At 60.0% G+C, this 954-nt stretch carries 1 pseudogene; it reads left to right on the top strand.

What is annotated here, in order from left to right:
- Positions 1–20: 20 nt before the first annotated feature.
- A pseudogene (locus tag ACR0K5_RS25110) lies at positions 21–954 on the top strand (hypothetical protein); the annotation flags it as partial.

Raw genomic sequence — 954 nt, 5'->3', positions numbered from 1 at the left:
CCCTGGGGACGGGCGATGACATGTTCACCATCCGTGATGGCACGGTGGTGACCGGCACAGTCGATGGCGGCGTTGGCACGGACACCTTCAATACCGATATCAACGGCGTGGCCAGTGTTGGTGCGGTGACGGGCTTTGAGACCCTGCTGAAAACGGGGATGGGGACGCTGAACATCACCGGGCCCGCGACATCGATGTTTGATACAGTCAATGTCAATGCGGGCACTGTGGATGTGAGCGGTTCTATCAGCGGGATCAGCGTGGCGTCTGTACTGGCAGGCGCCACGCTGAACGTGGATGGTCCGATCAGTTTTACCACCGGGGCCGATACCCTCATGGTTGCAGGCACGGTCACCGGTGCATCAACGATCGACATGCTGGACGGTGATGACACGTTCACCTTCCAGGAAGGTGCGAATGTCAGTGCGCTTGTTGATGGCGGTGCCGGAACGGACACGCTCAATGCCAATATCGCAACCTCGGGCACGCTGATGCAGGCGGTCAACTTTGAGACGCTCACCAAGACAGGGGTGGGGACGCTGAACATCACCGGGCCGGGCACATCGGATTTCTCCACGGTCAATGTCAATGCGGGCACGCTGGATGTGGCCGCCGGGGCGGCGATCTCTGATGTGAATGCGGCGACGGTCGCATCGGGCGCGACGCTGGATCTGGCAGGTGACTTCACCTTTGCTCCAGGCGATGACACGTTCGATGTCGCGGGCACCCTGACCGGTGCCGGAAGCTTCGACATGCTGGATGGTGACGACACGTTCACCCTTCAGGATGGTGCGGATCTGTCGGGTCTGACCGGCCTGATTGACGGCGGCTCTAACACCGCAACCGGCGATACGGTTGTTGTTGACACGGCGACAACCCAGACCTTCGACGGTACACAGGTTGTGAACTTCGAGATCCTGCAAAAGGACAACACTGGAACTTTGACACTGACGG

This window comes from Ruegeria sp. AB9 (genome assembly GCF_056542585.1).
The sequence above is the reverse complement of the archived record's forward strand: the minus strand, read 5'-3'. Positions and strand labels throughout refer to the sequence as shown.